We start from the raw sequence: 26,161 nt of genomic DNA on the forward strand, positions 1-26,161 counted from the left end.
ATTCTCGGCCGAGGAGGACACGTGGATCGCGGGGCTGGAGTGGCTCGAAAGCCAGGGAGCCGATATCGTATCCAGTTCCCTGGGATACACCAGCTGGTATCAGTGGCCTGAAGATTATGACGGTCGGACATCGGCGGCGTCGATAGCCGCGACGGAAGCCGTGAAACGCGGCGTCATCATTGTTAATTCTTCGGGTAATTTTGCCCAGCCCACGCCGCCGCAGATCGTCGTACCGGGCGATGCCGAGGGTGTTATAACGGTCGGCGGCATTGATACGCTGTTCAACCACGCGAAATGGGAAAGCCAGGGTACGATCGCCTATGCCGGGTATTCGACAAGCGACCAGACCCTGAGGAAACCGGAGATAGTTTCGTTGTGCGCCGCACCGGTGGTCGTGGACCCCGATTCCCAGAATTCTTACCTTTACTCGTTCGGGACATCGGGCGCTGCAGCCTTGGTATCCGGCATGTGCGCGCTTCTGCTCGAGGGACATCCAAACTGGACGCCGGATTCGGTGACTAACGCGCTCTGCTCGACCGCGAGCCTGGCCGAAACGCCGAATGACAGCATGGGGCATGGCTGGCCCGATGTGCTGGCCGCGTTCTATAAAAGCCCGCCGCACTGGGATTCGGTAACGGGAAATCATTTCCTGACGCCGTTCCCCAACCCCTTTATCATCACCCAGCAGCCGCTCATTTACCTGCCCTTTAAACTGGAAAACGCGACCAGCGTTGAATTCCGTATTTATGCGGTCAATGGCCGGTTAGTGATAAAAGAAGAGCGTCCCGTGGGGACCGGACAGCTTGGCCCCGGGATCTATGCCGACACAGATCCCCTGTCACCGAACGCTGCTTTCATGTGGAACGGAAAAGATGATGATGGCCTGGATGCCGGCAGCGGATTGTACTACTGCGTGCTGATGACCCGCGGTATGGGGAATGATATTACCAAGATTGCGGTGATAAGGTAGGATTGTAGACCGTAGTCCGAAAAAACTCTGTTCTGTCATTCCCGCGAAGGCGGGAATCCATATGTTTTAAATCCTGGACTCCTGTTTACACAGGAGTGACAAATCAGGGCTAGCAATGCCAAATATCAAATAACAAATTTCAAATCAAGGTAAAATTCCAAATTTTGTAAACAGAAAATATTCACCCCCACCCTTACCCTCCCCCCTTGAGGGGGAGGAAAAAGGAGAGGTGTGATTTTGACATTAAGCATTTATATTTATTTGTAATTCATTTGGCATTTGCAATTTGGAATCAAGGATTTATTCTTCTATTTTGAGGTGTAAATCCTTGAGCTGCTGGGGATCGACGACATCCGGTATGTTCTCCAGCAGCCCTTGAGCCTGTGTTGTTTTCGGGAACGCGATCACTTCCCTGATATTAGGGATATTACCCAGCACCATACAGATCCTGTCTATACCCGGCGCGATGCCGCCGTGCGGCGGCGCCGCGTACTCCAGCGCATCCAGGAGCAGGCCGAATTTCGCCCCCGCGGTCTGTTTGTCAATACCGATTATCGAAAACAGCTTTTCCTGAAGCTGGCGGTTGTGGTTCCTGATGCTGCCCGAAGCCAGCTCGTTGCCGTTGCATACCAGGTCGTACTGCCGGCCGCGCATCCGGACCGGATCAGTGTCAATAAATTGCAGGTCTTCTTCCTTGGGTTGAGTAAAGATGTGGTGGCAGGGAACGATCGTGCCGGTCTTTTCGTCTCGCTCAAAGAGCGGAAAATCGTGAACCCAGAGGAAGTGAAAGCCTTTTTGCCTTAAGTCGAGCTGGTCCGCGATCCGGTTGCGCAGTTCCCCGAGCAGCAAGAACACTCTGGCGTCGCCCGTGGCCAGTATCAATAAACTGCCGTTCATCAGATCGATATTTTTTACCACGTTCCAGTCGATGATCTTGGCGATACTGCCGCTGAAATTTTCTTCTTTCCTGACCCAGTATATGTTCTCCAGCCCCTTGGTTTTAGCAAGCGCGCCGAATTCCTCAAGGATCTTCCTTGATATCTTCGACGCTTCCGGGATGACTATGCCCCTGGTGTTCTGCTTGTTCCGGAACGGAGCAAAATCAACGTTTTGGAATGCTTCTTTGTAGTCCTTGATCTCGAGCCCGAAACTGATATCGGGTTTATCCGATCCGTATTTAGCGATCACGTCCAGGAACGCGTACCTGGGGAAAGGTATCACCAGGTCCTGACCCAGCGCTTTTTTGAATATGAAACTGAACAACCCTTCGACCAGGCGGTAAATATCCTCTTCGTTCACGAACGACATCTCGATATCGATCTGCGTGTGTTCGGGCTGGCGGTCGTGGCGCGGGTCTTCATCGCGCATGCACCGCGCGATCTGGTAATAACGTTCAAATCCGGCGACCATCAGGAGTTGCTTGTACATCTGGGGTGATTGGGCGAGCGCGTAGAACTTGCCGGGGTAAAGCCGCGATGGCACCAGATAGTCGCGCGCTCCTTCGGGCATGGCACGGGTCATGATCGGCGTCTCGATCTCGAGGAAATCGCGGCTGTTAAGGTATTCCCTGATGGCGGTCACGACCTTGTGCCGGAAAACGAGGTTTTTCTGCATAACCTCGCGCCGCAGGTCGAGGTAACGGTAACGCAGTCGCAGTTCCTCGCCCGCCTTTACGTCATTTTCGACCACGAACGGAGGCGTTTTGCACTTCGCCAGCGTTTTAAGGTCTTCCACGACGAGCTCCACATCGCCGGTCATCATCTTCGTGTTCTTCTGGTTCTGCGGCCGTTCCCGCACTGCACCGCTGACCCAGATGCAGTCCTGAAGGCCGAGATCTGCCGCGCCCTTGTGTTTCTGGGTATCGATGACAAGCTGCAGGACCGCAGTGCGGTCCTTGAGTTCGATGAAAAGCAGGCTGCCAAGGTTTCGGATCCGCTGCACCCAGCCGCAGGTCTCAATGGTCTTGCCAACGGCGTCCTTTTGCACTTGCGATAATGAGGTTTTCTTCATTGCTTTTTCAAATTTGTCCCGTGAAACGGGATCCCGATTCCTTGGTATAAAGGAGTTGAATGATGAAATCGGGAGATTTTGTAATTTGGCATTATTTTCCCTTTTTATCCTCAGTTCCAATCACGATCTGCGATAGATCGGCGAATTGAATGAAAAGCTGGTTTATGAAACTGACCAACGCCAGGCGGTTCTTCTGCAAATTCATATCCTCGCACATCACCAGGACATCGTCAAAGAACTTATCGATGTCCGGCCTCATGGACAGGAGCCGGTCGAGCACGGTGGCATATTCCTGCTTTTCGATAAGGGGCTGTATCGCTCCGCTTATCTCCTGCCCCTGCTCATAAAGCTTTTTCTCCGCTTTTTCCTGCAGCAGTTCCGGGTTCACGCTGTCCTGTTTTGGTTTGCCTTTAAGGATGTTCCTTACGCGTTTTTGGCCGATCACGAGCTGCTCGAATTCAGGTTTGTCGCGGTAGTTTTTGAGCGCTTCGCACCGGCGCCGGGCATCATAGGCATTACCCTTTGAGGCCGGCAGCACGCTTTTGATCTCATCGTAACGGAAGCCCAGATCTTCAAGGTAACGGTCGATCCGCTCATCGAAAAATTCTATGATCGGGGCGACCGCCACGTTCTCTAATGGTGATGGCAGCAGACCGACATACTTTTTTATCGCATCCTTTATCGAAATATTCAAAGCATTGGCATCGATCATATTAACAACTGCGTAGCCATTCCTTCGGATGCCAAATGGATCAAAAGAACTGGAAGGTTTTTGCCCGGTGTGAAAAGCGGCGGCGACATTGTCGATCTTGTCAGCGATCGATAAAATAACGCCCTCGATCGTGCTTGGCAGATCGTCTCCGATAAAACGGGGTAAGTAATGTTCTTTGATCGCGAGTGCGGCTTTGTCGCCTTTGCCAGCAGCTTGAGCGTAGTATCCCCCCATTATTCCTTGTAAAGAAGTAAATTCCTTTTCGCGCACCATATTGGAGAGCAGATCCGCCTTACAGAATTCGGCTGCTTGTTTTAAAGCATCAGGATCGATCCCGGGAGCCTCAAAGGTTGCGGTGAACCGGGCTAGACGCTTTGCTTTATCGGCAATACTGCCGAAATCTTTAAGCCAGAGCATACTCTGGCTATGTTTTAACATCGCATCGATGGTCAGTTTTAGGTCGTTCTGGTAATAGAAGTGAGCATCGTAAAGGCGGGATCGCAGGACCTTGCCGTATCCGGCTCCGATGTTGTCCGCGGCCCGGCGCTTGGCGCTGAAAACGCAGATGAATTTGTTTGTGTCCTTGATCCAGACAAGGTTTCCCAGGGCTTTCAGGGTGGTGAACAGCACTTCCGGCGGCAGTTCCAGGTAGCGTTCTTCGAATTCGCCGCTGACCACGTCCGGATATTCGATCGTGCAGTTGATCTCTTCGATCATTGCCGCGTCAAAGAGCGGCTCGCCCTTTAATTTCGCCGCCAGATCATTGATCTGTTTCTGGATGATCTTTTTCCGTTCGTTGGGATCAGCGACCACGCCGCCGTGCCGTAACGATGTGAGATATTCCCGCGGTTTTTCCAGGCGGATCGGGTTGAACGAAAAATGAAAATTGGGTATTGAATAACGGTCTGACTGGATGCCCGCGATCTTGAACTTTATCGGCTTGCGGTCAAGCAGGGCGACGATCCATCGCACCGGCCGCGGGAACCGGTCCCCGCTGTCATTCCATACCATGGTCTTGGAAAATTCCAGCGACCTGATGATCTGGGGCAGTTCACTGCCCAGTATCTCTTCCGTTGTTTTGCCGGCAACGTGCTTCGTGCCCACGATGTATTCACCCTTGGCGGTCTTGACGGTTTTGACATCACCGGGTTTGAGGTCGTGGGACTTCATGAAGCCGGCAAGCATCTCAGTGGGTTTGCCTTCTTTATCGTACGCGATCCTGGCGGGCGGCCCCTGCACTTCGATTACCTGGGGTTTTTGTTTTCTGGTCAATCCCAGGACGATCGCGCCCATGCGGCGCGCCGTGTAGATAGTGCGGATCGTACGGTAAAAGATCTTCTCCTTTTTTAGGAGCGCTTCGATCTTAGCGGTCAGCTCATGGGCAGATACGGGCAGGAACGACGGCGGGAATTCCTCGAACCCGATCTCGATCAGAAAGTCGATCATTGTTCGGGTCCTGGTTGCGGTTCTACCTTATCAGGAACCGGTTCAGGTTTAGTATGAGTTTGGGTGTCTTCCGCGTCGTGTTTTTCAACATAGAGCTGAGCAGCCCGGCTCGCCAGCGCCCGGACACGGCCTATCATCTTCGCCCGCTCCGAAACGCTGATCGCGCCCCTGGCTTCAAGTAGATTGAAAACATGGGAACATTTTATCGTATAGTCGTATCCAGGCAGGATCAGCTTGTGGTCAAAAAGGTTCCGGGCTTCGGTTTCGTACCGATCGAACAGCTCATGGAGCATTTTCTGGTTCGCGTGCACGAAATTGTATGCCGAGAACTCGATCTCGTTATCACGGTACACATCGCCCCAGGTAAGGCGGTCATTCCATTTGATCTCAAAGATCGAATCGACCTTCTGGATATTCATGCAGATCCGTTCAATGCCGTAAGTTATCTCGATGGGCGTCTGCGAAAGGTTGATACCGCCGGACTGCTGGAAATAAGTGAATTGCGTGATCTCAAGACCGTCAAGCCACACTTCCCATCCGATACCCCAGGCACCCAGGGTCGGGGATTCCCAGTCGTCTTCCACGAAACGGATCTCATGTTCGCTGAGCTTGAAGCCAAGCATTTCAAGCGATTCAAGGTATATTCTCTGGATGGTTTCGGGCGCGGGTTTCATGATCACCTGGAATTGGTAGAACTGCTGGACCCGGTTCGGGTTTTCCGCGTACCGGCCGTCGCGGGGCCGTTTTGACGGCTCCACATAACAGACGTTCCATGGTTTTTTATCAAGGACTCTGAGAAAAGTCGCTGGATTAAAAGTACCGGCTCCCACTTCGGAATTATACGGTTCAAATATAAGGCATCCCTTGCTTTGCCAGTACCGCTTAAGATCAAAAATAATATTTTCAAATGTCGGGCGCCGTTTCATTTTCAATCAAACTCCGTAGGTTCTATAACCCGAGGTCACCGGCTATGGACTGCATTCCCTTAAGGGCGATACCGATGAACGGCTCCAGTTCCAGACCCAGGTTAGTGCAGGTGCTGATCTGGTCGCGGTTCGCGCCCGCCGCGAACCTTTTTTCCTTGAACCGGCGCACAATAAATTCAATATCCAGTGAAGCGAGTTTCTTGTCCGGATGCATCAGGGCAGAGGCTACGATCAGCCCGGTAAGGGGGTCGGTCGCGAACAATGCCCAGTCTAATTTGGACTTTGCCGGCTGGTGTCCGGCATGGACTTTAACCGCGTATACGACCTCGGAATTTAATCCTTTGCTTTCCAGATAATTTGCTCCGATAATGCCATGCCTGATCGGTTCAGCAGCGGTTTCCTCGTAATCGATGTCATGTAAAAGCCCGGTCACACCCCAAATATCCTCATTTTCGCCGAAATGTCGGGCTAATTCCTTCAAACAGGCCTCGGTTGCCAGGCAATGCTTGAAAAGATTACGATTTTTCAGCTTTTCGCTTAGCATCTTCAGTGCTTCGTCTCTAGTTAAAGCCATAGAAAAATATTATGCACATTTTTATAAAAAAGTCAACACCCTAAAGGATCGTCAGTCGTTAATGGGCATCGCCGCCCGTTTAACAATTAGGAAAAAAAGACGATAAACGAAGCACGTATAACGATACGAGCCGCCATGCCGTATAACGATCAACCATTCTATGTCTTGACTTATTGTTGTTTTTCGTTATTCTTTATCGTCCGATGATCGAGGTGAAGGAATGGAAACTGGAACGGGAGCGGATGGTAAAAGAACATATCGCTGCCAGGGGGGTCAAGGACCAAAGAGTACTGGGCGCCATGACTGCCGTTCCGAGGCATATGTTCGTGGAAAAGACTTATTATCATCAGGCGCATAATGACTATCCTTTGCCGATCGGACAGGGGCAGACTATATCGCAGCCGTATATCGTGGCCGCGATGACAGAATTGCTCGAGCTGAACAATAAGGACGTGGTTTTGGAGATCGGGACCGGCTCGGGCTACCAGACCGCGATCCTTTCACTGTTGTGCGCAAAAGTCTATACGGTAGAAAGGATAATGGAACTTAGCAACATCGCGCGGAAGGTGCTCAATGAGCTCGAGATACGCAACGTTTCTTTTTTCGTTGGTGATGGATCCTGTGGTTGGCCCCAATATGCTCCGTATAACGGCATTATTGTGACGGCAGGCGCGCCTGATCTGCCGACGCCGTTGGTCGACCAGCTGGCGGATAAGGGAAGGCTTATCATCCCGATCGGCGGGGAGCATTACCAGGTTTTGAATCAGATAAAGAAGCACAAAGGACATATTTACAGGAAAGAGATCTTTGACTGCACATTCGTAAAACTTGTCGGGAAGAAGAGCTGGGGGGATAAAGATTGAGGTTATGAGGTTAGGAAGCTAAGAGGATACGAGGGGGATTTTTTATCATGACTTCATATCTTCCCATCTTCTCAACTTCGATGTTTCGCCGTAAACCGGGGCGTAGCGCAGCGGCTTAGCGCGCTTGGTTCGGGACCAAGAGGTCGTGGGTTCAAATCCCACCGCCCCGATGTGAAGGCATATGGTTTATCAAAGACGCACGGCGTTATGTTTGGGCAGTCGTGGGTTCCCTGTTTCTTTTGTTTAATAAGGCAGAAACAGGATCTGCGTCCCGCATAAATAGTGCGGGACTCGCCAAATCCCACCGCCCCGATGTCAATTCGACTCACAGGCACAAAACGAAGTGCCTGTGAGTGTGATTGCCGAATTGCTTGTCCTATAGTTCGAAGAACTGTAGGGAACATCCCGTTGCTGTTGTCGTTTACAGCAAACGGGATGACCTCGAAATTAACTAGTAGGAGTAGGCGTCAGGTACTAGATTTTATGAGAAAAAAGATCATCGCGGTCATTGGCGGCGCGGAAACCACCAAGAAAAATCTCCAGATAGCCGAGGAAGTCGGCCAGTTGATCGCCCGTAAGGGCGCGATCCTTATCACCGGCGGCATGGGCGGTGTGATGGAAGCGGCATCGCGGGGAGCCAAGAAAGAAGGCGGTCTTGTGATCGGCGTTATTCCCACAACCGACAAGAACAGCGCGAACCAGTATGTCGATATCCCGATAGTGACCGGCATGAACCAAGCGCGCAACATCATCATCGCGCGTACCTGCGACTGCGCGATCGCGATCGATGGCAAATACGGGACTTTATCCGAGATCGCTTATTGCCTGATGTTTACGATACCGGTCATCGGGATAGACACGTGGCAGGTCGATGCTCCCATCCACCACGTGGAAACCGCGGAAGAAGCCGTAAAAAAAGCATTCGAGCTTATTACTAGATGACTCATAGAGATAATGATAATATGAAACCCTCACCTTTATCCTCTCCCTTGAAGGGAGAGGGAGGGGTGAGGGTGGGTGCTGTCATTGCGAGTAATCTTTGTCATTCCGTGTTTAACACGGAATCCAGATTTCTTGAATACTGGACTCCTGCTGGAGTTTATCCCGTACAAAGATACGGGGCGGGAGTGACAGAAAAGATGGGATTGCTTCGTCTCCCGCTTTTTTATTGTTAAAAACCAGGGATGCGGGATTCCTCGCAATGACAAGAACTGGATCGCTCGCAATGACAGATAAGTAAGCAAAGGACATGCTAATGCATGCCAGTATAATCGTGCAGGGCCTGGTGCAAGGCGTCGGTTTCCGTTCATTTGTCTATGGCACAGCAACCAGGATGGGATTAACAGGACATGTAAGCAACATGCCAGACGGCACAGTCCAGGTTATCGCGGAAGGTGACAAGGGATTATTGAGTGACCTGATAAAAGAACTTAAGATCGGACCGATCGGCTCGGAAGTTACGGCGGTCGACGTGAAGTGGTCTGAGGAAGAAGAAGGTTATAATGATTTCGGTTTGGAATATTGACGCAAAAAAGGAGAATGCATGGACCTGAAAAAATACATCCGTGACGTCCCGGATTTTCCCCAAAAAGGCGTTATATTCAGGGATATTACCACGCTGATCAAGGAGCCGCAGGCTTTCAAATACGTCATTGATGCACTGGTAAAAAATTTTAAGAAAGAAAAGATCGATAAAATCGTTTCCGTAGAAGCGCGCGGATATATATTCGGCGGCGCCATGGCGTATAACCTGGGATGCGGGATCGTACCGGTGAGGAAAAAAGGCAAACTGCCGGCAGATGTTATTAAACTGGAATATGACCTGGAGTACGGCAAGAACGTGATCGAGATCCATAAAGACAGTTTGAAAAAAGGTGAAAAGGTTTTGACTTTCGACGACGTGCTCGCGACCGGCGGCACAATGCTCGCCACCTGCAAACTGGTGGAAATGCTGGGCGGAAAAGTTGTGGCTTGTTCATTTTTAGCGAATTTGACGTATCTTAAAGGTTTTGAAAAACTTAAAGACTATAAGATCTTTTCAGTGGTAGAGTATTAAAGACATTAAAGGTTTCGCCCTTTGTGGCGAAAATACACCCCCTCCTTTTTCCTCCCCCCTCGAGGGGGAGGGTAAGGGTGAGGGGGAAGGAGGTTTCTATGTATTTTATTACCGTTGTATTGTTGCTATCCTGGTCGCCTGCGGTAAATTTGAGCATACCCGGTGTCGATGATATGTATCCCCAGTCGGTCAGATGGCAGGCTGATCATACATGTTTGGTCTGGGAGTCGAATATCGGCGGTGACTGGGAGATCTTTTCGAGGTTTTTAATTCCAAGTCTGCCATTGTACACCGATACATTCAGGATAACAAATAATACGGGCGACGATTATAATCCCGTTATCGCGTATGATGAAGCAAGACAATGCTACTGGTGCGCCTGGATGGGTTTTGACAACACCCGTATGGATATCTTCATAAGCGATGGCGATTTGACTAACGGTTGGTCTGTCCCGACTCGGGTTACTAATGATTCGTCTTTTGATGCAGAGCCCTCGGTCTGTGTGATCCAGGACACGGTATGGTTGGCGTGGTACAAATGGACAGGCCAAGCGTTTAATATATTTGCCGCTTATTATGACGGTTCGATATGGTCGCCACCCGTGTCCATTACAAATGACACGCTTGTAAACAATACGCGACCGAAAATAAATGGGCATTACGATCATCCGCTGGTCGTATGGGAAAAAAACGATGATATTTACTTCAGCGAATGTATTGCTGGCATCTGGCAAAGCCCCATGCCCGTTACAACAGATCCTGGATCCGACATGAAACCGGAGATTGCAGTACAGAGTTACCCGCTCGGTGGATCTGGATTTGCAGGCGCTTGGATATTCTGGTACTCAGACCGGGACGGAAATTGTGAGATCTATTCGACGGCGATGGATACGTTTAGCGTAAATCGTCGAGTAACTTTCAATGATTCTTTGGATTACGCGCCAAGCCCGCTTGATTTTATAGCTTTAATAGGCCGTGGTGATCCAGCTTCTGTCGCGTTCAGTACGAGCAGAAACGGTGGTTCTGATATTTATACGCTATCTGGTTATTACGGCTGGGATACCGTTGCTGTTGATACGAATCCTTCGCAGGATATTTTGCCTTGCATGTCGGGCGGTGACTGGCGGATCTGGGTTTTCTGGCAGACCGACCGGAACGGCGACTGGGATATCTGCGGCAGCCAGATGTGGGTGGGAGGAGTGGAAGAGGGGGCGGGATACAGTGCAAGCAGTGAGGGATATAGTTTAGCTGCGCGCCCAAATCCCTTTACTAATCGGACTATCATTAAATTTCAAATTTCAAATGACAAATTACAAATGAATGCAAAAGATCAGACACACCCCCACCCTTTCCCTCCCCCCTCGAGGGGGAGGATTGAGGAGGGGGGGCGTGAACCGAAAGTATCGATGGCAATCTACGACGCGGCGGGTCGGACTGTTAAAGTATTTAACCATTTAACCATTCAACCAATTTATCAAATCATCTGGGACGGAACCGACGATCTTGGCAATCCCTTAACGCCGGGCGTGTATTTCTGTACTATGCGCCAAGGAGGGCAGGCTGTAACAGTAAAATTGATAAAGACTGAATAAAGAAAACTAGCTGTACATTGACACAGCGTGTCTTCTGAATAGTATTACCCCATGGCTGATGCTGGCGATGGCATTTTAGTCAAGGGCGCGCGCGTCCACAACCTTAAAAATATCGACGTTTTCATACCCCGCAACAAGCTGGTGGTAATAACGGGCATTTCCGGTTCGGGTAAGTCATCGCTTGCCTTTGACACACTGTACGCTGAGGGGCAGAGGCGCTACGTGGAATCACTGTCCGCGTACGCCCGGCAGTTCCTGGGCATGATGGATAAACCCGATCTCGACGAGATCTCCGGGCTGTCGCCCGCGATCGCGATCCAACAGAGGACCGCTTCCAAGAACCCCAGGTCGACCGTGGGTACGGTCACCGAGATATATGACTATTTAAGGGTGCTCTTCGCCCGCGTGGGCACGCCCTATTGCTATAATTGCGGAAGAAAGATCGAGTCGCAGACCGTTGACCAGATAGTGGACGCGATATCAAAACATGCCGAAGGCACCAGGGTCGAGATCCTCGCGCCGGTCGTCCGGGGTCGCAAGGGCGAATACAAGGAGCTCCTGACAAAGTTAAAACGCCGCGGTTACGTGCGCTGCCGCGTTGACGGTAAGATATATGACATTGAACAGGTGCCGGATCTCGAGCGTTATAAAAAGCACGACATCGAGATCATCATTGACCGCCTGGTGATCAAGGATGGGATGAGAAAACGGCTGGCAGACTCGGTCGAAATGGGATTGCGAGAAGGCGAAGGGATCCTGGTTGTGGTGTTTGATTCCAAAGAAGAGGTAATATTCAGTCAGAAACTTGCCTGCGTCCATTGCGGGATCAGTTACCCTGAACTATCGCCCAGGATGTTCTCGTTCAACTCTCCCTACGGCGCCTGCGAAACGTGCGACGGTTTGGGTGCGAAGATGGAGATCGATCCCTTGAGAGTGGTCAAGGACGATCGGCTTGCCATCTCGGCCGGAGCGATCGAGCCTTACGGCATGCCGAGCACCTGGCGTAATGCCATGCTGCAGGGCTTAAGCCGGAAATACAAATTCAGTCTTGATACGCCCTATCGGAAACTGCCCGAGGAAATAAAGGAGATAATCCTGCACGGCAGCGAAGTGCCTATCGATATCCAGTATGTCAGGAAAGACGGTTCGGGCCGCGGTGAGTTCAAGGAAACATTTGAGGGCGTGATCCCGGAACTGATGAGGCGCTACCGGGAGACCACTTCGCAGATGATAAGGCAGGAGATCGAAGATTACATGATCATTACGCCCTGCCCGACATGTGAAGGCAGGCGTCTGAAACCGGAAAGCCTTTCAGTGAAGATCGGCACCCATAATATATCACATGTAACCAGGTTTTCCGTCAAAGAAGCGCTTGCTTTTTTTAAAAAATTGGATCTTACATCGAAACAAAGGGCGGTTGCCGGCGAGATCATCAAGGAAATCATGAGGAGGCTTCAGTTCCTCAATTCGGTCGGACTTGATTACCTGACACTCGACCGCAAGACCGATTCCCTTGCCGGCGGCGAGGAGCAGCGGGTCAGACTGGCAACGCAGATCGGGTCGGGTCTGGTCGGCGTTCTATATATTCTCGACGAACCGTCGATCGGCCTGCACCAGCGGGACAACCGGCGGCTGCTGGACACGCTCGAGCACCTGCGCGATATCGGCAATACAGTCCTGATCGTGGAACATGACGCCGAGACCATGCACAGCGCCGACTATATCATCGACCTCGGACCTGGAGCGGGCGAGGCGGGCGGTTACGTCGTCGCCACGGGCACGCCGGCAGAGATCACAAAAAACAAAAGATCGATCACCGGGCTGTATCTTGCCGGGGTGAACAAGATCGAAATACCGCGAGCCCGGCGTCAGCCGCAGAAAAACAGCCTGGTCATTAAGGGGGCGAAGGCTAATAATCTTAAAGCTATCGATGTGGAGATACCTTTGGGTATATTCGTTTGCGTGACCGGCGTTTCGGGCTCGGGTAAATCCACGCTTGTTGTGGACACTCTATACCAGGCGCTGGCGTGCGAATATTACGGCTCGAAATATCCGGTTGGGGAGCATTCAAGGATAAACGGGCTGCAACTAATCGATAAGGTCGTGAATATAGACCAGTCGCCGATCGGCCGGACCCCGCGATCTAATCCTGCGACTTACACCGGCGCCTTCACGCCGATCCGTGATCTTTTCGCGTCCCTGCCCGAATCCAAAGTAAGGGGGTATGGCGTAGGCCGGTTTTCTTTCAATGTTCCCGGAGGCCGTTGCGAGCAGTGCGAAGGCGGCGGTATCCTGTGGATCGAGATGCATTTCCTGCCCGATGTTCATATCACTTGCGATGCCTGCCAGGGCAAACGCTTCAACCGCGAAACCTTGGATATAAAATATAAGGGGAAAAATATCAGCGAAGTCCTGAACATGTCAGTGACCGAGGCCCTGGATTTTTTCAAGAATATTCCCCAAATCAAGAGAAAGCTGCAGTTATTGTTCGATGTCGGGCTTGGTTATATCAAGCTTGGACAGTCGGCGACGACTTTATCCGGCGGTGAAGCTCAGCGTATAAAGCTAGCCAAGGAGCTCGCCAAGATCGCCACGGGAAAGACGCTGTACATCCTGGACGAGCCGACTACGGGCTTGCACTTCGAGGACGTAAAACTCCTCCTGGGTGTCCTGAACCGCCTGGTCGACAAGGGCAATACCGTCATTGTCATCGAGCACAACCTCGAGGTAATCAAGTGCGCGGACTGGATAATCGACCTTGGTCCTGAAGGCGGGGATGAGGGCGGGGAGGTCGTCTGCACCGGCACGCCCGAGCAGGTCGCAAGACACGCAAGTTCCTATACAGGGCAGTTTCTTAAAGAAATCCTATAGATAACTGAATAATTATGTAATTATGTAACTACGTAATTAACGGATAAAGATCAAACCTTTGAATTGTTTAATTACATAATAACATAATTACCAGTAACCTAATTACCATTTACTGCCTTTTAGGGATAGTATTGTTTTATAAAAGCCTCACGGCTTAAATCCCAAGGGACGAAAGGAAAAAGGGATAGTATTGACTTTGTCCGCTTTTTCAATAGAATATGTCATGCTACGATCAGTTGTAAGCTATAAGCAATTAACCGGAGCGAAGCTCCCCGGGCGGTTAGCTCAGCCTTGGTTAGAGCATCTGCTTGACATGCAGAAGGTCGCTGGTTCAAGTCCAGTACCGCCCATAGTTAACACAGTTTATCGTTTTTCGTTGAAGGGCATCGATGCTGGTATCGTCATAGGGCATAGATAAATGATTCAGAACGATAAACGTAAAACGAATAACCATACGGGCAGCGACGCCGTACAGCGAATAACGATTTGCGTGTTTTATAGGTCCCAATGGACGAGACTCTCGAGATCCTGGTAAAGATCCAAAGTCTGACCGAGGAGATCAGAGAGACCACTGCTGAATTCGACGGCATACCCTTAAAGATCGCCAAGCTGGAAAAAGAGATAGAAAAAGCCAACGCGTCGTTTGCGGATAAGAAGAACCGCATTCAGGAGATCAAGAAGACATACAAGATGAAGGAAGGGGATATTGCCGAGAACGAGGAAAAGGCGAAAAAGCTCAACCAGCAAGTGTTCTCGGTCAAGACCAACGAAGAGTACCGGGCGATCCTGAGCGAGATCGAATTTTTAAAGCAAAACAACAAAAAAACCGAAGATGAAATGATGAAGCTGCTGGAGGAAGAAGATCAGTTGAAAAGAGAGATCGACAAGTACGAGCGCGAGACAAAGGAATATGTCGGCAAGAGAAACAACGAGATCGAGGCACTGAAAAAAAAGAGCCTGGAGCTCGAGGAAAAGAAAAAGATCGCTTCCTATGCATACGAGGATGATCTTAAGAAGCTGCCTGTGGACGTAAGAAAGGTCTATGAGCGCATTGCCAAGGCCCGGGGGAACGCGATCTGCCTTGTGACCGACAATACCTGCACCGGATGCTACGCGAACCTGACGCACCAATTCTTAAATGATTTGAAAAAGCGTGACCGGATCATATTATGCGAAAGCTGCGGCCGCATCCTTATCCATCGTCGAAAATAAAAAACATTCAGGTCATATAGCATAAAAGGAGCGATCTAAACCGCCCATGATGCCTTCCAGACTTGTTATCTATGTCGACGGGTCTTCGCGGGGCAATCCCGGTCCCGCCGGGATCGGCGTGGCGGTCTTTGACGCCGATGATAAAGAACCGGAGGCTCCGCGGTTCGAATTTTCAAGATCCATCGGTAACGCGACCAACAACGTCGCCGAGTACGAGGCTCTGCTTTATGCCCTGAAATGGCTGGTCGAGACCAAACCGGTCCAGGCGGTGATCAACGTGGATTCAGAGCTGGTCTACAAACAAGTGTTCGGCGAGTACCGGATCAAGGTCAGTCATATCGTTCATCTCGTCAACCGCGTAAGGAATCTGCTCAGCCAGGCAAAGAACACGTCGATCCGGCTTATCCCTCGCGAGGAAAATAATTACGCCAACCGCCTGGCCCAGAAGGTCACCAAGGAAGAGGTTAAAAACGCAAAAAAGAAGAAAGCCCTGGACAACGGAGCATAGTTAATGAGAGATACATCGATCCTGAACCCCGCGCGTTTCGTGGTGATCGGCTACCTGGGCCTGATCACGATCGGAGCCGTTCTGCTGCTCATGCCCTTTGCCTCTCGCAGCTTGTCGCTGATCGATGCGTTTTATACGACCACTTCAGCGGTATGCGTTACCGGGTTGATCGTCAAAGATACCGCCCTTGATTTCACGATCTACGGCAAACTGATCATCCTCTGTTTGATCCAGATCGGCGGGATCGGGTACATGACCATTTCTACGGCTTTTTTCTACTTTTTGAGCGGCAAGATATCGCTGCGCGACCGGCTGCTGTTCAAAGAATCGGCGAATCTGCTGACTTACGACAGTATGGGCAGGCTGGCATGGCGGATATTCAGGATCACCGTGATCGCCGAGTTGGTGGGCGCCGTCTTGCTTTATATATCCTTTGTCCAGAAATTCCCGCCGGTACAGGCCGCCGGTCATGCCCTGTTCCATTCGATCTCCGCATTCTGCAATGCCGGGTTTTCAACGTTCTCCAATAACCTCGTGGAGTGTTCGGATATCCTGGCCGCACCCATCGTGATCGCGCTGCTGATAATCGTCGGCGGGATCGGTTTTATCGTCATCTCGGACCTTTACCTCGTGCTGATAAAAAAGGCAAGAAGGGGATTGGCCCTCCACACGAAGATCGTGCTGCGCACTACGTTACTGCTGATCGCGGCCGGTACGTGTTTCATCCTGTTGTATGAAGGGCCGCGCAGTTTGTCCCATTACACGTTCTGGGAAAAGCTGGTTCATTCGTTCTTCCAGTCGGTGACGCCAAGGACAGCTGGCTATAACACGGTCTCGATCGGACTTTTTTCACCGATCACCCTGGTAATGATAATCGTCTTGATGTACATCGGCGCCTCACCGGGCGGAACCGGCGGCGGCGTTAAGACCTCGACATTCGTACTGCTGCTGATGTGGATCAAAGGGCTGTTTTTAGGCCGGTATGATGACGATGTCATGATCATGAAAAAAAGGATACCAAAGGAACAGGCGTGGCGGGCAGCATCGGTCGCAATATCAGCGGCTATTCTTATTTTTATTGCCTTTGTAATCATTGTTTTGCTTGAAAAATCGACACTTTTAGGAATTGTCTTTGAGATCGTTTCCGCTTTCGGCACTGTCGGTTTATCAGTAGGTTCACCATTGAACCCGCTATGCAGTCTGTCCTTTGATTTTACATGGATCAGCAAACTAATGATCATATTGGTCATGGTGGCAGGCAAAGTAGGCACAATTACCCTGAGCAACGCGCTTATAAAACCAAGGGTCATGGAATTTCAATATCCCAAGGAACCTATCATAGTCGGATAACTCATAGTCGGCTCCGTATTGACTTTTATAGATATTTGTGTATAATCGCATATGGCAAAAATAATGTTCGAATATACATACCTGTCTGAGTATAATCAGACCGGCGATTCATTAAACACAGCCGCCAAACCAGTTAACGGATAACAAAAACAACCAAAAAAAGAGATGAAATCATGAGACAATTTGTCGTTATAGGTCTAGGTCGGTTCGGGTCGAGCATTGCCAGGGTTTTGAGCGAAAAGGGTTTTCAGGTTTTAGCCATTGACCGGGTAGAGGAAAAAGTACGTGAGGTGCAGGACCTGGTCTCCCAGTCCATCGTTATGGACGCGACCGATGAAAAAGGATTGAAGGAACTGGGTATTAAGGACTTCGATTCGGCGATCGTGAGCATGGGGGAAAATATCGAAGACAGCATAATGATCACGCTGCTGCTTAAGGACCTGGGGATAAAACAGGTCATCGTGAAAGCGCATAACGAGTTGCATGCCAAGATCCTTCAGAAGGTCGGCGCCGACAAGATCGTTTTCCCAGAAAAGGAAATGGGTGAAAAGCTGGCCGAAAGTCTCGCCAGCCCAAAAATCTTCGACTTCATTGAGTTGTCGACCGAGTACGGGATCCTGGAAATAGTATCACCCAAAAAGTTGTGTGACAAGACACTGGGAGAACTTAAGCTAAGAGAAAAATACGCGATAAGCGTTATCGCGATCAAGCGCAAGGTTCCGTATACCAAACCTGACGGGACCCCGGATTTCCAGGAAGAGATCATAATCGGTCCAGGCGGGTTGGATGAGATACAGCCCGGAGATATATTGATCCTTCTCGGAAAATACAAGGATCTTAATAAAATAGAAAAGTTATGAAAAAAACCCATAAGCACAGTTTCGAAGAAATGCTTGAGCTCGGTGAATTCTATATTATCAGCCAGAAATACGAAGAAGCGATAAAGATCTTCCGGAAAGCTGAAAAGGTGCGTAACCTTGAGCCGAAACTGTACTATGACCTCGGTGTCGCTTACGAGGCGCTGAACGAACGGGACAAGGCGATCACATCATTCCGCCAGGCGCTTTCCCTGGATGCCAAATACAAGGCAGCCCAGGAGCACCTGGCAAAACTGGTCGGTCAATAGCCTGACGACCGCTTACACTTGTCAGCACACAAGCCTGGCAATGCGATACGTTCAATAATAAACGGCACAGTCGTGGATCCCGGCAGAAATACTGCCCGGAAAGCCATGATAAACATCAACAATGGTTGCATTGAACGCATTGACCTTGATAACAAAGAACCATTAAAAAAAGACATTGTCCATGATGCCCGTGGTTGTTTTATAATCCCGGCATTCAGCGACAGCCACACGCACCTGCTCGCCCATGGGATAGAACTCCAGCGGGTAGACCTCAGCACCTGCGCTTCGGCTCACAAGTGCCTGGAACGGTTGAGGGAACGGATCAGCAGCACAGGCGCAGAGGTTTTTGGCGTCAACTGGGATGAGAGCGCCTGGGCGACCGGATCGACCATTGATATGACCAGGCATGATCTGGACCGGCTGTCGCGGTCAGTGCCGATCATCATGCGCAGGATATGCGGTCATTTTGCCATATGCAATTCCCGGGCGCTTGGGATGATCCCTCCGCACTGGAGGATTATTGACCGCAAGCACGGCTATCTTTATGAGGATGCGGCGCTTTACCTGAACGATATCTTCAAACCCAGCCCGGAGATGTTCGAGAAAGGGCTGGAACTGGCAACCGATGATGCCCTGTCGCGCGGCGTTACCTCAATCCATGAGATCGTCAGACCTGAGGGCTTCAAGACCCTGCAGCTTTTACGGTCCAAACTAAGGATCAGGATAGCGGTCTATCTTCAGGAACAGCTGGACGAAGTAGTCAGGGTTGGATTGTCATCGGGGCTGGGTGATGATATGCTGAAGTTTGCGGGCGTCAAGTACTACCTGGATGGTTCGATTGGCGCGCGGACTGCTGCCTTGAGCAAGCCCTTTGAAGGAACACGCAACCTCGGTAAGCTGTTGATAACAAAGCAGCAGCTTATTGAGATGCTCCGAAAAGCCGAAAAAAACAACCTGCAGATTTTGTTGCACTCCATCGGGGACCGTGCCGCGCGTCTGATCACGGATGCATTTAGATCCTATGGGCTCCGTAATAACACACTAAGGCACCGTGTCGAACACCTTGAATACATAGACCGGCGTACAATGGCCGCGATTGCGGATCTAAACCTGGTTCTGTCCATGCAACCCAACTTCGTGGCGCGGTGGCAGAAACCGGGTGGTATGTATGAGCAGCGGATGGGGAGCCGCTACCAGTACATGAACGCTTTTGCCACGCTGGCAAAGGCTGGGTTTAAGCTTATGTTTGGTTCGGATTCTATGCCCCTTGACCCGCTATTCGGACTGACCGGCGCGGTCGATCATCCCTTTGAATGCGGCCGGCTCTCGCCAGCCAGAGCGCTTTACTATTATACAACAGCCGGTCCTTATGGGACATTCGATGAAACAAAAAAAGGCGCTCTCGCCCCGGGATATTTCGCTGACCTGGTCTTGCTTGATAAAAACCCTTTAGAAAAACAAAACATCGGCCACATGAAAGTGCGGACGGTCTTCCTGGCAGGGAAGATCGTTTATTCCGGGGATAAGGTAAAGGGGCAGAGACAATGAAAACCGTGTTGGCGGTTTTTGCTGAGGCTTATAAAAAATTCAACGATGACCGCTGTCCCTTGCTGGCATCGGCCCTGGTCAACGCGGCGATCTTCAGTCTTTTCCCGTTGTTGCTTGGCATCCTTTCGCTCTCGCTTTTTATTCTCGGTTCATCAAATACGATCATCGACCGGATCCTGCCCATCCTTAAACAAGCGGTGCCAATTGGGCTGGAAGATATCCTCAGAAATATCCGCGCGATCAAACAGACATCGATAATCGTGGCGGTCGTCGGGTTACTCGGGTTCTTATGGGGATCGGCCAGTATCTTTGGCGCGATCGAATCGAGCCTCAACGTGATATGGAAGGCGCCGAAAGACCGTTCTTTTTTCAAGAAGAGCCTGATCATCATTGGATGGGCTTTTCTGTCGTGGGTCCTTTTGATCGCATCCTTCGGCATAGCCATCTGGACCAATGCCCTGGGATTGAAGGGGTTCATGCGGTTCTTCCCCTTTGTCAGCAGCATAGTAAGTATCGCTATATTCTGCCTTATCTACTGGTATTTTCCGAACCTGAAGGTGCGGTGGCGGGAGGCATTGGCCGGCGCGGTGTTCACCGGGATATTCTGGGAACTGGCCAAGGATCTTTTTTCCCTGTACGTCACCAGGGTCGTGGACTATTCGAAGATCTTTGGTTCTTTGACCGCAATAATAATTCTATTGCTTTGGCTTTACTATTCAGCTTATATTTTTCTGTTCGGCGCCGAACTCGGTTACGCATATGCATCCCTTGCCTCCGAAACAAAGGCGGCAGGGGAAAATATCGGATCTTAAACAGCCGTTGGCGATCAGTTATCGTCAATTGCGTCTTACCCCTTGACAATAATCTAATTGTGTATATAATGAGTAATATGGCTCTATATATAGTGTATTGCGATAAAGTTTTACGTTATAGGGCATGGCAGCCCGTATGGTAAACCGGCATGGTGAAACGATGAAAGCGAACAAAAAGAAACAGCGCGAAAGAACAAACGAGCTGCGGCGCCGTATAACGTTAAACGATTCATTATGAAGTGTCCTCGCTGCGGCAAGGACAGTGACCGCGTATTGGAGACACGCAATTCACAGGCGGGATCAGTTATCAGGAGGCGAAGGGAGTGCGGTAAGTGTCGGTTTCGGTTCACAACGTACGAAACCGTGGAGCGCATGCCTCTGGTTATCGTCAAGCGGGACGGCACGCGAGAACCGTACGACCGCATGAAGCTTTTAAATGGTATTGCCACGGCGTGCCGAAAACGGCCGATATCCGTGGAAAAACTCGAGACGATCGTTAATGATATTGAAGACAGCCTGTCTGACCATTACCAGACCGAGATCAAGTCCTCGGACATTGGGCAAATGGTGCTGGACAGGCTTTTCAAGCTCGATGAAGTGAGCTATGTCCGTTTTGCCTCGGTTTATAAGAAATTCAGGAATATCGATAATTTTGCACGTGAATTGTCGAACTTAAAGAAGGAGCGAAAATGGAAGAAAAAACGACAGTAAGGATCGGGATCGGTCTGCACGAGGAGATCCCGAAGGACAAGATTTTTCAGTTCGTGACCAAGAGAGACGGAACAGTCGTATCCTTTGACAAAACCAAGATCGCCAACGCGATCTTCCAAGCCGCGAAGGCGGTCGGCGGGGCTGACAAGAAGCTCGCGGACGCACTGGCCGACGAGGTTGTACTTTTTCTGTACACGCTCAAGGGCGAAAAGACACCCGGCGTCGAGGAGATCCAGGACGCGGTGGAAAAGATACTGATCGAAAGCGGGCACGCGCGGACCGCCAAGGCTTATATCCTTTACCGGAAACAGCGCGAGATACTGAGGAAGAAGCGCCAACTCAAGAAGAAGCCGGAAGAACGGGAAACCACGGATTTCGCCCTTTTCGTGCGGACCTCAGACGATGATTTTGTATCCTGGGACCGGGCCAAGATCGTCACCGCCCTCGTGAACGAGACGGGTCTTGAGCAGGAGCGAGCCGAAAAAGTGGCTTCGGAAGCCGAGGAAACGATCCTGAACTCCAATGTCCAGCTGGTTTCGTCTTCGCTGATCCGCGAGATCGTTAACATGAAGCTAGTGGAACAGGGGCTGGAGAATATGAGGCTGCGCCACACCCGGCTGGGCGTCCCCCTGTACGACGCGGAAAAGATCATTTTGTTCGCCAACCGCGAGAACGCCAATATCCCTCACAACCCCGAAGCGACCAATATGACCCTAGCGGAAACAATAAAAAAACAATACATGCTGTCGACGATATTCAGCCGGGAAGTCGCGGATGCCCATATCCGGGGAGATATCCATCTCCACGACCTTGGTTTCGGCGACCGTCCGTACTGCTCGGGACAGTCCCTGGAATACGTAAAGAAGTTCGGTCTTAACCTGCCCAACGCCCTGTCCATAGCAAGACCCGCCAAACACGCCGATACAATGCTGGCACACATGGTGAAGTTCTCGGCCGCGCTACAGGGCCATTTTGCGGGCGCCATTGGCTGGGACGCGATAAACGTCTTTTTCGCCCCCTTCCTGACCGGGATGTCGGACCGGGATATTCATCAGCTCGCCCAGATGATGGTCTTTGAATATTCCCAGCAGTCGGTCGCCAGAGGTGGCCAGGCGATCTTTTCCGATCTGAACATCTACTGGGAGATCCCGAAGCATTTCCGCGATGTCGACGCGATCGGTCCCGGCGGCGCCTACACGGGCAAGAAATATGGTGATTACATGGAAGAAGCCCAGAAATTCGCCTGGGCTTTGTTCGACACGTATCAGGACGGCGACGGAACGGGCCGGCCGTTCTTCTTCCCCAAACCCCTGGTCCACATCACCGAGGATTTTTTCCGCACGCCGCGCTGGGAGGATTTCCTCAACCATATCGCTGAAGTGTCATCGCGCCGTGGTAATACGTATTATGTCTTTGACCGGGGCGAGACCGCCAAGATCTCGGAATGCTGCCGGCTGTCGTTCAAGCTTGAGCAGAGCGATCTGGACGACGCCCGTACACCATGGAAGATGCGCTATTCGGCACTCCAGAACGTAACCCTGAACCTGCCAAGGGCGGCGTACCTTGCCGAGGGCAACGAGGATTTGATGTTCAAAAAACTCAACTCGCTCATGGATTACGCGGTCGAGGCCCATATACAGAAAAAGGCGTTCATCGAGAAACTGATCAACCTGAAGACAGAAGGGCCACTGGCCCTGCTGACCATGGAACAGGATGGAGAACCGTATCTGCGGCTCCATCGCGCCACTTACCTGGTGGGCTTGCTGGGTTTGAACGAGCTCGTGCAGTACCACACGGGTAGGCAGATGCACGAAAGCGATGAGGCATTGCGTTATGGTCTGAAAGTGCTGGCGCACATGTACCTGCGCATAAAGGAACTGTCGAAAAAACATAATATGCGGCTCGTCATGGAGCAGACACCGGCTGAGTCGGCAGCGCATCGGTTCGCCCGGCTGGACCTGGAACACTTCCCGAACTACACCAAATCGGTCGTGAAAGGTGATGTTTCGACGAATTCGGTGTATTACACGAATTCGACCTATCTCAACGTGGGCATACCGATCGACCCGATACAGCGGGTATGCCAGGAAGGCAAGTTCCATGACATGATCGAGGCCGGCGCCCTGACCCACGTATGGCTTGGTGAATCCCAGCCTCCTAAGGAGTCCATCGCGAATTTCGTGGTCAAGACGTTCCGTAATTCACGGAACGCCCAGATCGCGTTCTCGCCGGAATTCACGACCTGCAACAGCTGCTTGCGCACGTCGCGGGGTCTCCAGGATACCTGCCCATTATGTGGCAGTAAGAATATCGATCATATCACGCGGGTGACGGGTTATTTCAGCAAGGTTTCGGGTTGGAACAAGGGCAAACGCGCGGAGCTGAAAGACCGGTTCCGCTCAAGCCTGTAATACTGAAATATCTCCGTCATCTATTTGTGATCGCTGTAATCTTGAGCGCGCTGCATATTTGTCACGGCTCCCTTGACATTTCTGGAATAATTCATATAATGTGACGATGGAGGAAAGAGCTCTAACCAAGCATTCCTCTGGTGATCTTGATACTTTCCCAACTCCAGAAGAGATCGTTGCCCGGCTTGACCGATACATAATCGGACAGTCCGACGCCAAAAAGGCGGTTGCCATTGCCCTGCGTAACCGGTGGCGCCGTCAGCGCGTGCCAGGCGAGATCCGGGACGAAATATACCCTAACAATATAATTCTTATTGGACCGACCGGTGTCGGCAAAACCGAGATCGCGCGCCGGCTGGCCGGGATAGCCAGGGCGCCGTTCTTGAAAGTCGAGGCGTCACGGTTCACCGAGGTCGGCTATGTGGGCCGCGACGTGGAATCGATGATCCGCGACCTCATAGAGATCTCGATCAACATGGTCAAACACGAGAAAACAAAGAGCGTCGAGGAAAAAGCCCGGCAGTTCACCGAAGAACGGATACTGGATATCCTCCTGCCCGGGTCAAACAGGTCCAACCGCGTGGACGGAAAAGATCATGAACCTGAGGAGACGGCCCAGGCGACCCGCGAGAAAATGAGGGTGATGCTCCACCAGGGCAAGCTCGACGACCGGGTCGTCGAGATCGACGTGGCAAAACCGTCAATGCCGTTCATCGAAGTGTTCAGCCAGGCTGGGGTCGAGGACCTGAGTTTCGCCATCGAAGAGGCGCTTGGTAACAAGTTGCCCAAGAAGAAGAAAAAACGCAAACTGCTCGTGAAGGAAGCGCTGCGCCATATTCAGAACGAGGAGACCGAAAAGCTCATTGATATGGAAGAAGTGATAAGCGAGGCGAGGAAAAGAGCCGAGAATTCAGGTATCGTTTTCATTGATGAGATCGACAAAATCGCGGGCAGCGGCGTAACGACCGGACCGGATGTGTCCCGGGAGGGTGTCCAGCGGGATCTCCTGCCGATCGTTGAGGGTTCTAATGTCATGACCAAGTACGGCCTGGTCAAGACCGACCATATTCTTTTCATCGCCGCCGGCGCGTTCCATAATAAGAAGCCGTCAGACCTTATTCCCGAAATGCAGGGTCGGTTCCCGATCCGGGTGGAGCTGTCCGCGCTTTCCCGGGAGGATTTCCGCCGGATCCTGGTAGAGCCCGAAAATTCCCTGATCAAGCAGTATGTTGCCTTGATCGGCACTGAGGGGATCCGTTTGAGTTTTTCCGATGACGCGCTCGATGCGATCGCGGCCATTGCCGCCGAGGTCAATGAATCGACGGAGAACATCGGAGCCCGCCGGCTTCACACCATCATGACCAAGCTGCTCGAGAGCCTGCTTTTTATGGCTCCGCATGTCAGCGAGCGTGATGTTAACGTAACGAGCGCTTACGTGAACGAAAAGCTCAGCGGGATCGTCAAAAATGTTGATCTGTCAAGGTATATATTATGAAAATGGAAGATAGGTTGGCTTCGAGAATGGAAATATCGAAGGTTTTACTATACCTGGTCGATCACGGCGACCAGAAGATATTTTCGCAGGTGGTCCAGGTATGCAAGATGTTCAAAAGCCAGTTATTTGTCCTGTTCGTTCTGGAGGACAGCCGTATTTCCAAGCTCGCGACCCTCACCCACGAAAAAGTGGATACGATCAGGCAGCGGATCGAAGAGGAAGGATGGGAAATGCTTTATCTGGTCGAGGATGAGGCAGTTGATCATGGTGTCAGGACATCGCTCCATCTTGAAGAGGGCCAGGTTCTGAAAGCGATAAAAAAATTTGTGGAAGCGTATGACATTCAGATGCTCTTGATGCGAAGACGTGAAGAGACCAAGAAAGTCTTCATTTCGGCAAACGTACCGGTTATCGGGTTATGAAATAACTAGGTAAGGGGGTGTAATGGACCTGAAGTTATCCAACTTCTTAAAACCGGAAGGCGTTGTGATGGATATACACTCAAAGGAGAAATTGGCCGCGCTCCATGAACTCGTAGAACTAATGGTCAAGGGGAAGATCGCCAAGGATCATGATAAGCTGTTCAACGCTCTGGCCAAGCGCGAGAACCTTGAGTCGACCGGCATCGGTGAGGGCATTGCGATACCGCATGCGCGCACCGACGCGGTCGAAGATCTGGTGCTCGTGTTCGCGCGGTCATCGGCAGGGGTCGATTTTTCGGCGATCGACGGGAAACCGTCTCATATCATCTTTCTCATCGCGTCGCCCGAGAACAAAAAGAGCGAATACATCATGACCCTGGCCAAACTCTCAAGGTTGCTGCGGCGGCCGTTGGTGCGGGATCAGCTGCTGAACGCGCCGGCGTCCAATGATGTGCTTGAGATCATAAGGAAGAACGAAGAATAATCAAGGATAGAAACAGGGTTTAAGTTAGGAAATAGGAATAGTTGGCAAGTTGAGGTTGGGAT

Annotated in this window: 23 protein-coding genes and 2 tRNA genes; 21 read left to right on the forward strand and 4 right to left on the reverse strand. The window is 51.1% G+C overall.

What is annotated here, in order from left to right; all coding sequences use genetic code 11:
• Positions 1–970, forward strand: a 970-nt coding sequence (locus tag VF399_01275; GenBank protein HEX7318972.1) for a S8 family serine peptidase, incomplete at its 5' end; no start/stop codon positions are given.
• 300 nt (positions 971–1,270) lie between these two features.
• Here the strand turns inward: VF399_01275 and aspS are convergent.
• From aspS to VF399_01295, 4 genes are all read right to left on the reverse strand, one after another.
• Positions 1,271–2,980 (reverse strand): aspartate--tRNA ligase, encoded by a 1,710-nt coding sequence (gene aspS, locus VF399_01280; GenBank protein HEX7318973.1) that lies wholly within the window; start codon positions 2,978–2,980, stop codon positions 1,271–1,273.
• 91 nt (positions 2,981–3,071) lie between these two features.
• Complete coding sequence (gene glyS / locus VF399_01285; protein HEX7318974.1) at positions 3,072–5,138, reverse strand: glycine--tRNA ligase subunit beta; 2,067 nt, start codon at positions 5,136–5,138, stop codon at positions 3,072–3,074.
• Positions 5,135–6,064, reverse strand: a complete 930-nt coding sequence (locus tag VF399_01290) for a glycine--tRNA ligase subunit alpha (GenBank protein HEX7318975.1) — start codon at positions 6,062–6,064, stop codon at positions 5,135–5,137. The genes glyS and VF399_01290 overlap by 4 nt, the downstream gene beginning before the upstream one ends.
• A 22-nt stretch (positions 6,065–6,086) precedes the next feature.
• Positions 6,087–6,638: an HDIG domain-containing protein gene (locus VF399_01295; protein ID HEX7318976.1), complete on the reverse strand. Its 552-nt coding sequence runs from the start codon at positions 6,636–6,638 to the stop codon at positions 6,087–6,089.
• A 203-nt stretch (positions 6,639–6,841) separates the two neighbouring features.
• Between VF399_01295 and VF399_01300 the strand changes: the two genes are divergently transcribed.
• The 20 genes from VF399_01300 to VF399_01395 all read left to right on the forward strand — a co-directional run bounded on the left by VF399_01300 (position 6,842) and on the right by VF399_01395 (position 26,099).
• Positions 6,842–7,501, forward strand: a complete 660-nt coding sequence (locus VF399_01300) for a protein-L-isoaspartate(D-aspartate) O-methyltransferase (GenBank protein ID HEX7318977.1) — start codon at positions 6,842–6,844, stop codon at positions 7,499–7,501.
• Positions 7,502–7,597: 96 nt separating this feature from the next.
• Positions 7,598–7,671: transfer RNA gene (locus tag VF399_01305), tRNA-Pro, on the forward strand.
• 313 nt (positions 7,672–7,984) lie between these two features.
• The gene (locus VF399_01310; protein HEX7318978.1) at positions 7,985–8,443 is read left to right on the forward strand and encodes a TIGR00725 family protein; all 459 of its coding nucleotides are present in this window, start codon (positions 7,985–7,987) and stop codon (positions 8,441–8,443) included.
• A gap of 313 nt (positions 8,444–8,756) precedes the next feature.
• The gene (locus tag VF399_01315) at positions 8,757–9,026 is read left to right on the forward strand and encodes an acylphosphatase (GenBank protein HEX7318979.1); all 270 of its coding nucleotides are present in this window, start codon (positions 8,757–8,759) and stop codon (positions 9,024–9,026) included.
• An 18-nt stretch (positions 9,027–9,044) separates the two neighbouring features.
• Positions 9,045–9,557: an adenine phosphoribosyltransferase gene (locus VF399_01320; GenBank protein HEX7318980.1), complete on the forward strand. Its 513-nt coding sequence runs from the start codon at positions 9,045–9,047 to the stop codon at positions 9,555–9,557.
• A gap of 98 nt (positions 9,558–9,655) precedes the next feature.
• The gene (locus tag VF399_01325) at positions 9,656–11,149 is read left to right on the forward strand and encodes a T9SS type A sorting domain-containing protein (protein ID HEX7318981.1); all 1,494 of its coding nucleotides are present in this window, start codon (positions 9,656–9,658) and stop codon (positions 11,147–11,149) included.
• A gap of 51 nt (positions 11,150–11,200) precedes the next feature.
• On the forward strand, positions 11,201–14,020 hold the full coding sequence (gene uvrA, locus VF399_01330) for an excinuclease ABC subunit UvrA (GenBank protein ID HEX7318982.1): 2,820 nt from the start codon (positions 11,201–11,203) through the stop codon (positions 14,018–14,020).
• 274 nt (positions 14,021–14,294) lie between these two features.
• Positions 14,295–14,370, forward strand: a tRNA-Val gene (locus tag VF399_01335).
• A 157-nt stretch (positions 14,371–14,527) separates the two neighbouring features.
• On the forward strand, positions 14,528–15,232 hold the full coding sequence (locus VF399_01340; protein HEX7318983.1) for a C4-type zinc ribbon domain-containing protein: 705 nt from the start codon (positions 14,528–14,530) through the stop codon (positions 15,230–15,232).
• 46 nt (positions 15,233–15,278) lie between these two features.
• Positions 15,279–15,740, forward strand: a complete 462-nt coding sequence (locus VF399_01345) for a ribonuclease HI family protein (protein HEX7318984.1) — start codon at positions 15,279–15,281, stop codon at positions 15,738–15,740.
• Positions 15,741–15,743: 3 nt separating this feature from the next.
• Complete coding sequence (locus tag VF399_01350; GenBank protein HEX7318985.1) at positions 15,744–17,090, forward strand: potassium transporter TrkG; 1,347 nt, start codon at positions 15,744–15,746, stop codon at positions 17,088–17,090.
• A gap of 173 nt (positions 17,091–17,263) precedes the next feature.
• Complete coding sequence (locus tag VF399_01355; GenBank protein HEX7318986.1) at positions 17,264–17,950, forward strand: TrkA family potassium uptake protein; 687 nt, start codon at positions 17,264–17,266, stop codon at positions 17,948–17,950.
• A complete protein-coding gene (locus VF399_01360; GenBank protein ID HEX7318987.1) occupies positions 17,947–18,216 on the forward strand; it encodes a tetratricopeptide repeat protein in 270 nt (89 codons plus the stop codon). Before VF399_01355 ends, VF399_01360 begins: the two co-directional genes overlap by 4 nt.
• A gap of 18 nt (positions 18,217–18,234) precedes the next feature.
• On the forward strand, positions 18,235–19,764 hold the full coding sequence (locus VF399_01365; protein HEX7318988.1) for an amidohydrolase: 1,530 nt from the start codon (positions 18,235–18,237) through the stop codon (positions 19,762–19,764).
• A complete protein-coding gene (locus VF399_01370; GenBank protein HEX7318989.1) occupies positions 19,761–20,576 on the forward strand; it encodes a YihY/virulence factor BrkB family protein in 816 nt (271 codons plus the stop codon). Before VF399_01365 ends, VF399_01370 begins: the two co-directional genes overlap by 4 nt.
• A 234-nt stretch (positions 20,577–20,810) precedes the next feature.
• Positions 20,811–21,287 (forward strand): transcriptional regulator NrdR, encoded by a 477-nt coding sequence (gene nrdR / locus VF399_01375; GenBank protein HEX7318990.1) that lies wholly within the window; start codon positions 20,811–20,813, stop codon positions 21,285–21,287.
• Complete coding sequence (gene nrdD / locus VF399_01380) at positions 21,266–23,698, forward strand: anaerobic ribonucleoside-triphosphate reductase (protein HEX7318991.1); 2,433 nt, start codon at positions 21,266–21,268, stop codon at positions 23,696–23,698. Before nrdR ends, nrdD begins: the two co-directional genes overlap by 22 nt.
• Positions 23,699–23,804: 106 nt before the next feature.
• The gene (gene hslU, locus VF399_01385) at positions 23,805–25,193 is read left to right on the forward strand and encodes an ATP-dependent protease ATPase subunit HslU (GenBank protein ID HEX7318992.1); all 1,389 of its coding nucleotides are present in this window, start codon (positions 23,805–23,807) and stop codon (positions 25,191–25,193) included.
• 26 nt (positions 25,194–25,219) lie between these two features.
• Positions 25,220–25,615 carry a hypothetical protein gene (locus VF399_01390; protein HEX7318993.1) on the forward strand — a complete coding sequence of 132 codons (396 nt, stop codon included), beginning with the start codon at positions 25,220–25,222 and terminating at the stop codon, positions 25,613–25,615.
• A 22-nt stretch (positions 25,616–25,637) separates the two neighbouring features.
• The gene (locus VF399_01395) at positions 25,638–26,099 is read left to right on the forward strand and encodes a PTS sugar transporter subunit IIA (GenBank protein ID HEX7318994.1); all 462 of its coding nucleotides are present in this window, start codon (positions 25,638–25,640) and stop codon (positions 26,097–26,099) included.
• Positions 26,100–26,161: the final 62 nt, after the last annotated feature.

The organism is bacterium, assembly GCA_036382775.1.
Classification (GTDB): Bacteria; Hydrothermota; Tepidihabitantia; order SM23-42; family JAOAFX01; genus DASVHD01.